General features: G+C 65.8%; 6 protein-coding genes. All 6 read right to left on the bottom strand.

The window, feature by feature from the left end:
- Positions 1-26: 26 nt before the first annotated feature.
- The 6 genes from rlmKL to QZ307_RS01520 all read right to left on the bottom strand — a co-directional run bounded on the left by rlmKL (position 27) and on the right by QZ307_RS01520 (position 7,191).
- Positions 27-2,471 carry a bifunctional 23S rRNA (guanine(2069)-N(7))-methyltransferase RlmK/23S rRNA (guanine(2445)-N(2))-methyltransferase RlmL gene (gene rlmKL / locus QZ307_RS01495; protein WP_295994750.1) on the bottom strand — a complete coding sequence of 815 codons (2,445 nt, stop codon included), beginning with the start codon at positions 2,469-2,471 and terminating at the stop codon, positions 27-29.
- 30 nt (positions 2,472-2,501) lie between these two features.
- Positions 2,502-3,212: a response regulator transcription factor gene (locus tag QZ307_RS01500; protein WP_295994753.1), complete on the bottom strand. Its 711-nt coding sequence runs from the start codon at positions 3,210-3,212 to the stop codon at positions 2,502-2,504.
- The gene (locus QZ307_RS01505; protein WP_295994755.1) at positions 3,205-4,971 is read right to left on the bottom strand and encodes a DUF3365 domain-containing protein; all 1,767 of its coding nucleotides are present in this window, start codon (positions 4,969-4,971) and stop codon (positions 3,205-3,207) included. The genes QZ307_RS01500 and QZ307_RS01505 overlap by 8 nt, the downstream gene beginning before the upstream one ends.
- 41 nt (positions 4,972-5,012) lie before the next feature.
- A complete protein-coding gene (locus tag QZ307_RS01510) occupies positions 5,013-5,681 on the bottom strand; it encodes a molecular chaperone TorD family protein (RefSeq protein ID WP_295994758.1) in 669 nt (222 codons plus the stop codon).
- Between the two features lie 96 nt (positions 5,682-5,777).
- Positions 5,778-6,413: a 4Fe-4S dicluster domain-containing protein gene (locus QZ307_RS01515; protein ID WP_295994761.1), complete on the bottom strand. Its 636-nt coding sequence runs from the start codon at positions 6,411-6,413 to the stop codon at positions 5,778-5,780.
- A 16-nt stretch (positions 6,414-6,429) separates the two neighbouring features.
- The gene (locus tag QZ307_RS01520) at positions 6,430-7,191 is read right to left on the bottom strand and encodes a molybdopterin dinucleotide binding domain-containing protein (RefSeq protein ID WP_295994763.1); all 762 of its coding nucleotides are present in this window, start codon (positions 7,189-7,191) and stop codon (positions 6,430-6,432) included.
- Positions 7,192-7,211: the final 20 nt, after the last annotated feature.

The raw sequence follows: 7,211 nt of genomic DNA on the forward strand, positions 1-7,211 counted from the left end.
TTTTTCGCCGGTGGGAAAAATTCCTCCTAGCTTGCCTTGGCCTCCCCGCGACGGACGATATAGCAGTGGTGAATGCGCGGGTTGCGCTCAAAGTCATGGGGAATGGTTTGGGCGGTGATGTCCTCCAACTGCACGCCATAGCGCGCCAGGGCCTCGGTGTCGGGCTTGAAGGTGCGCAGGTTGCAGGAGAACACCGCCACGCCGCCGGGCGCCAGCAGGCGCGACACGGCAATGAGCAGCTCCACGTGGTCGCGCTGCACATCCCAGGTGCGCTTGCCCATGGCCTTCGAGTTGGAGAACGTGGGCGGATCCACGAAGATGACGTCGTAGCGCTGGTTCGCGCGGCGGGCCTCTTGGATCCAGCGCGTCACGTCGGCGCGCACCAGCTGATGGGCGGCGGGACGCTGCCCGGGCCGAGCGGCTGGGGGGCGACCGTCTCGCCCGCGGCCGGCCTCTCGGCTACTGCGACCAGCACTTCCCCCTCTGCCGTTATTACGACCCTCACCGTCGATGCGCTGGGCCCTGAAGCCGTTGGCCTCCAAATTGCGCTGCGCCCAGTCAAGGTAGGTGCCCGAAAGATCCACGGTGGTCGTGGCCTTGGCGCCGGCTGCCGCGGCGTGCACCGTGGCAGCACCGGTATAGGCGAACAGGTTGAGGAACGTCTTGCCCGCCGCCATCTTCCCCACCATCTCGCGCGTGACGCGATGGTCGAGGAACAGGCCCGTGTCCAGGTAGCCGCCCAGATCGAGCTCGAAGGTAAGACCGTCTTCAGCGGTATGGGTCACGTAGCTGCGGTTGCCCGCATCGCGGTACTGACCGCCGCCGCGAGCGCGCAGGCGCGCCTTGGAGAACACGTGGTCGGGGCGAATGCCCAGCACCACGGGCACCAACGCCAGGATGTCCTCGAAACGGGCGCGGGCCTTCGCCTCGTCGACCGATTTGGGGGCCTGGTACTCGGCCACATGGGCGTAGAGCGCGCCCTCAGCCTTGCCCGCACCCTCGTACACGTCGATGGCCGCGGCGTATTCGGGCAGGTCGGCATCGTAGATTCGATAGCAGTGGACCCCTTCTCGCTGAGCCCACTTGCGCCGTTCGCGGACCACCTTCCGCAGGCGCGCGGCGAACTGCGCCGCCCCGGCGTCGTTCACCTCGACGGAAAGGTCAGAGCCGCCCGCAGGGTTCGGCACCGAAAGCACCACTGGCTCTGCCGGCGGCGCGTCGAAGCATTCCACCACAGCCTCGGCCCGACCGCGACCGATGGACAGCCGCTGGGCTGGGGCGGTGCGGAAACGGTCCTCGACGCCCTCGGCTCCCACGTAGCCGAACCGGGAACCCGCCGGCGCTCGGCGTGCAGCGGCCAGGAAGGCTCCCGTCTCTGCCACGGCTCGGGCATCATCGCCCGCATGGGAGACCGGGGCCGCCGAGGCCACGATCAGGGCCGGGGCTTCGGCATCCGCGTTCGCTCCGCGGGCCACCACCTGGGCCAGCCGCGCCTCCACCGCGGCGGCATCGCCGTCGCGGGCCGCCTCCACGCTGGCCACGGCGCGCAGGCCCGCCCGACGCAGATGCGCCCGGGCCCGGGCCACGGCCGGCGACGAGGCCGACACGCCCACGATGCGCACGCGCTCCTGGTCGGGCGCCGCTCCGAGAGCCTCGGTGGAAGGCGCGCTCCCCAGCAGCGCCGCTATGCCCGCCTCCAAGCGATCGTCGGCTTCGGCGAGCAGGTCGTCCCAGGTGGCTTCGTCAAAGCGTCCCCAGCCCGTGAACCCCCAACGTTCGCGCAAAAGCCCCGGAGCTTGGTCAGCCGCCGCCGAGGCCGCCTCGCAGACCAACAGGCCGTCGTCGCAAGCGGCATCAAACAGCCCCCAGCCAGCCGCCAACGCCTCGCCAGCGCGAAGGCTCGCCAACAGCGCGGCAGCCTGGGCCACGGCCAGCGGGGCATCGTCGCCGTCCTCGGGCAGCAGGTAGCTGCGGTGCGTGAGCGCCGCACCCGACAGGTCCACCGACACGGTGGCCCGCTCGTCGCGCAGGCGCACCTCGATGAGACAATCCGGCTCATGGGGATTTACATCGGGCCGCGCGCCGCGCACCTCGGCCAATCGGTCGCACACGGCGTCCTTCACTTTCAAAGCAGTGAACTGGGTATTGCGCAGCGCGGCATTGGTTCCGCTTACCTTCACGGCGATGGTAGCGCCTTCGCCCACCTCGTCTTCCCAGGCCATCTGCCGTACATCGGCATAGAGCGCCTCGGCATCGCGGGCACTGGCGCGCCCCACGGTGCAGTTCACGCGCCCAGCCAGCCGCGACCACAGGCACACCCGCAGCACACCCGCTGGCTTGGCGTAAAAGGTGACACCGCCCGCCAAAGGGCGCACCTTCCGCACGCCGAGCGCTTCCAGCTCGCGGGCCAGCAGCGTTTCCGCCCCCGGGAGACAGGTGGCGAAAAACTCGCAGGGTTCGAACTGGTCCATGGGGGCTCCCGCCTCGTTGTAAGATTCCTTTCAGAGGCGATCGGCCAGCTTGTAGCCGATGCGCCATACCGTGTTAAGATAGCACGGCTTCGAGGGGTCGTCCTCGATCTTCTCGCGAATCTTGCGCACCATGACGGTAATGGAGTTCGGATCGGCGGCTTCCTTGCTGCCCCACAGGGCCTCGAGTATTTGATCGCGCGTGAACACGCTGCCCGCATCGGAGGCCAGCACTTCGAGAAGCTCTATCTCGCGTGACGACAGGGCCACGCTTTTACCGCGCAGCCGCACATCGTATTTTCCGAGGTGTATCTCTAAGTCCCCCACGCTGAACACATCGCTTCTCCGCTCGCGGGTAGCGCGGTCGCGGTCGTGCTCGCACTTTCGACGCCGCAGATGGGCGTTCAAACGCAGCAGCAGCTCCTCGGGCTGGAAGGGCTTTACCAGATAATCGTCGGCACCGGCCTTGAAGCCGATGGTCTTGTCCACGATATCGCCCTTCGCCGTAAGGAACATGATGGGCACCTTGCGCCCCTCGCCGCGGATAATCTCGCAGATCTCGAAGCCGTTGATGTCGGGCAGCATGACATCCAGAATAAGGAAGTCGGGCCGCTCGGCGCGCAGCATAGCCAGACCTTCTTCGCCGTTGCCTGCGCAGCAGAACTCGTAGCCGCCGCGCCGGGCGATCTGCTCGATGAGCACTCGCATCGACTCGTCATCGTCGATGAGCATTACCTTAAACACTGATTTCCCCCTCGTCCGTTACCGGCAAGTATACCGTGAAGACGGCTCCCTCGCCGGGGACGCTCTTCAAAGTGACGCACCCGCCCATCATGGCGACAAGGTCCTTTACCAGGGAAAGCCCCAGACCGCTGCCGCCATAGCGACGCACCGTGGTCATATTTTCCTGCTGGAAGCGCTCGAACACCAGCACCTGCTTGTCGGCGGGAATGCCGATGCCCGTGTCGGCCACCGAGATAGCCACGGCGTCGCCCTCGCCCGCGAGGGTGCCGATGTGCGTGGTCCCGTGCCAGCGATCGTCACGCTCGCGCTCATCGGCGCCGACGAGCCCCACTTCCAGCGCCACGCGACCGCCCGTAGGCGTGAACTTCACCGCGTTGCTGACCAGGTTCGCGATGACGCGCCGCAGCTTCTCCCAGTCGCCCAGCATAAGGGGCGTTGCCGAGGACACCTGGGTGGTGAACGCCACGCCCTTCTTGTCTGCCACGGGGCTCATGGCCGCCTCGATCATGCCCACCAAATCGCTGAGGTCGATGAGCTCCAGGTTGAGCGACTCGGAACCGGCCTGAATGCGAGCGCTCTCCAGCACGTTGTCCACCATATCCAGCAAAATGGCGCTGTTCTTGTCGATCTCGCCGAGCTGGCGGAGCGCCGACTCGTTGTCGGGCGAGATCTCCTGCTGCAGCAAGTCGGTGAACGCGAGGATGGAGGCCAGGGGCGTGCGCAGCTCATGGCTGACGATGGCCAGGAAGTCGGACTTGTACTGGTTCTCATTCTGAAGCTGCTCGTTGATCTCCTCAACGCGGCGCTGCTGCTGCTCCAGCTCGTCGTTGGCGCGCTGCAGCTGCCCCGTGCGCTCGGCCACCTGCAGCTCCAAGCTCTCGTAGAGCGCATTCAGGCGCTCGGCCATGGACTGGTACTGCTTCACGAGGCCGTCGATTTCGCGGGTGGTGAACAGCGCCGATTCGTTCCCGATGTCCAGCACCTCCAGGGGCTCTCCACCGGCTGGCTCCGCCGACGACTCCGAGGCGCCCGCACCGCCGACGCGCGAGAAGGCGGAGCGCAGCGAGGTAAGCGGCTCGGTGACCATGCGGCTGATGACCACGTAGATGATGATGGCCATGGCCAAGGCCACCAGCAGGAAGAACGCCACGTTGTTCACGATGGCGTCCCGCATATTGTCCAGCTCCGCCTGGGCAGGCACCACCACCGACACGGCGCCGGCCACATCGCCCACGGCCCATCCCTCCTTGGGATAGCCCGTTTCGTCCAGCTCGCCGGCGGGGGTGCCGTGGCAATCGACGCAGGCGTCGGACACCTCCATGACCTCGACGTAGCGGAACACCGGCTCGCCGTCTTCCTGGTCGAAGCCCCATATCTCGTCGACCGCGTCGTTGCTATGAAAGGTTTCCAGCGCGGCCTGCTCGTAGGCGTCGGGCTTGTTGTAGATGTTGCGAGGCTTGAGGTTGGTGAAGCGGATGGAGTAGTCCGACCGCTCGGAGAACAGCGCCGCCACCGACTTGCCGGCGATGGCGCAGTGGATGCCCTTGTAGTCGTAGGTGCCGTCGGCGTCGTAGTTGATGGTGTCCTGGTTGAGCGAGATGAAATCCCACACGGCGTCCATCTCGGCCACCAGCACCCGCGACTTCTCCAGCAGGTTGTCCTCGGCGCGATGCGATTGGTCATCGTAGGTGTACACCAGAAACACGGCCGTGATCAGCACGAGCACCGCCGTCAGAAGCCCGATGAGCTTCGTGCGCAACCCCGTTTTTCGACCAAACCCCCTTAAGCCCACGGCAGTTCCTACTCCCGAATGGCAAACCGCGCGGCATCGATCTGCTCGACGGGCGCCGCGCCCAAGGCGTCGGCCGCCCCGGCCAGCACGGCCGCGCAGAGGGAGGCCACCGCCCGGTAGTAATCGGTTTGGGCGCGCTTCTCAAGATTCGCCAGGTACAGCGGACCGAAGACGAGCAGGTGGTCGGACAGAAACGCCCGTGCCTCGTCGGAACGGCCCTGGGCCAAAAGCGCCGCCGCCAGCATGAACTCGAGACCCGCATGATCCTCGGGCTCGTTCAAATCAGATTCCAGTTGAAGGCCCGCATTAGCCAGGTACCGGCGCACGTCGAACAGCGTCTCGCCGAACATGATGGCCTCGTCGGTGCGGTACACCGACTCGTAGGGCGTCGTGCGGCTCTGTCCCGTCATGCGGAACAAATAGGTGTGATCCAAGTGCACCTCGCGGGCCAGATCGGCCGCGCCACCCTCGCGGAATGCCGCCTCTTCCAACACGGCCGCCAAAGCGCGCGACCCTTCGGGCGCCCATGTCGTGAACGGCTCCTCCTCGAACACGGCCCGCGTGTCCACCAGCTTCGCGATATCCTCCTCGGACGGACTGTGGTACAGCGCCCATCCACACCAGTTCAGCAGTGCTTCCCACGCCTGCGCCTCTTCGGGCGCCATGGTGTCGTGCATTTCCTCCCCCTTTCGGAAAAGCGGCTGGTAAGGTTATACCCTACCAGCCGCCTTCTTGCTAGACGTCAATTGCCCGGGCCCTCGAAGGGCCGCCGCCTACACCGCTGCCGGTGCGGCGTCCTGCGAGGCCACTTCCGCCGGGTTCATGAGCGCGCCGCCCTTGGACGCGTCACGGTGCAGCTCGAACACCACGTTCGGGCTCGTCTCGTTGGAAAGCTCGCCGATCTTGTCCTCGCCCTGGGGATGCTTCTCGCGCAGCTCCTCGATGGGGCCGAACTCGATGCAGCGCATGGGGCAGGCCTTCGCGCACGCCGGGTCGGGCGTGGCGTCGGGGCTCTCGTCGGTGCACATGACGCACTTCCAGGACAGCCCGTCGGCGAACTGCTGCGGATGGTTGTACGGGCAGGACTTCTGGCAGGTCATGCAGCCGATGCAGATGTCCTTGTCGTTGTTGACGATGCCCAACTCCTCGTCCTTCTGCATGGCACCCGTGGGGCAATTGGCCACGCAGGCCGGGTTGTCGCACTGACCGCAGGTCATGGATGCGTAGTAAGTGAAAGACGTGGTGGTGAAGGCGCCCGCGTCATCGGTCTGCCAATCGCCGCCGCCGAACTCGTACACCTTGCGGAACTTGAGCGGCACGTCCAAATTCTGACGATCGAAGCAGGACGTCATGCATGCCTTGCAGCCGATGCAGATATCGGTGTTAACGTAGAAACCGTACTGAGTCATCTTCTACTCCCCCCTCTTAGGCCTTCTCGATCTTGCACAGGTTGGAATGGACGCCGTTGCCCTTTGCGATGGGCGTCGGACGCATGGAGGTGAGCACCGAGATGCAACCGCCCTTATCGAGCACCGACGGGTCGCCCAAGGTGGCCGCGTCGCGGCTCTCCGGCTCGTACCAGGCACCTTGCGGGATGCTGACCACGCCGGGCATCATGCGGTTCGTCACCTTCGCGGACAGCTGCGAACGGCCGCGCACCGTGGACACGATGACCTCGTCGTCCTGCTGGATGCCCAGATCGGCGGCGTCCTTCTCGCTGATCCACACCTGCTGCGGCGCCACTTCCTGCATCCAAGCCACGTTGCCGTAGGAGGAGTGGGTGCGCGTCTTGTAGTGGTGGCCGATCAGCTGGAACGGGTACTCCTCGCGCAGCGGATCGCCGTAGCCCTCGAAGCTGTCGTAGTAGACGGGGCACGGGGTGATCTGGTCCAGACCGTCGTCAGGCACAAAGCCGTCGCCGGTGAGGTCCCACTGCTTCGAGATGTTGAAGGCCTGCTTCGAGAACACCTCGTACTTGCCGGAGGGCGTTGCCAGCTCCTCGGGCATGGGGGCGATGGAGGGCTCGTGGTCGTCGGTCTGCTTGAACAGGCCCGTCTGGCGGAACTCGTCGAAGGTGGCGGGCAGGGCCGCGCCGGCCTCGATGCCCTGGTCGTAGCACCACTCAAGCCAGTCCATCTGAGTCTTTCCCTCGGTGAACTCCTCTTTCAGCCCCAGCTTGTCAGCCAACAGCGTGCAGATCTCGTAGA

Origin of the sequence: uncultured Adlercreutzia sp., from assembly GCA_910585575.1 — a bacterium.
Taxonomy (GTDB): domain Bacteria; phylum Actinomycetota; class Coriobacteriia; order Coriobacteriales; family Eggerthellaceae; genus Adlercreutzia.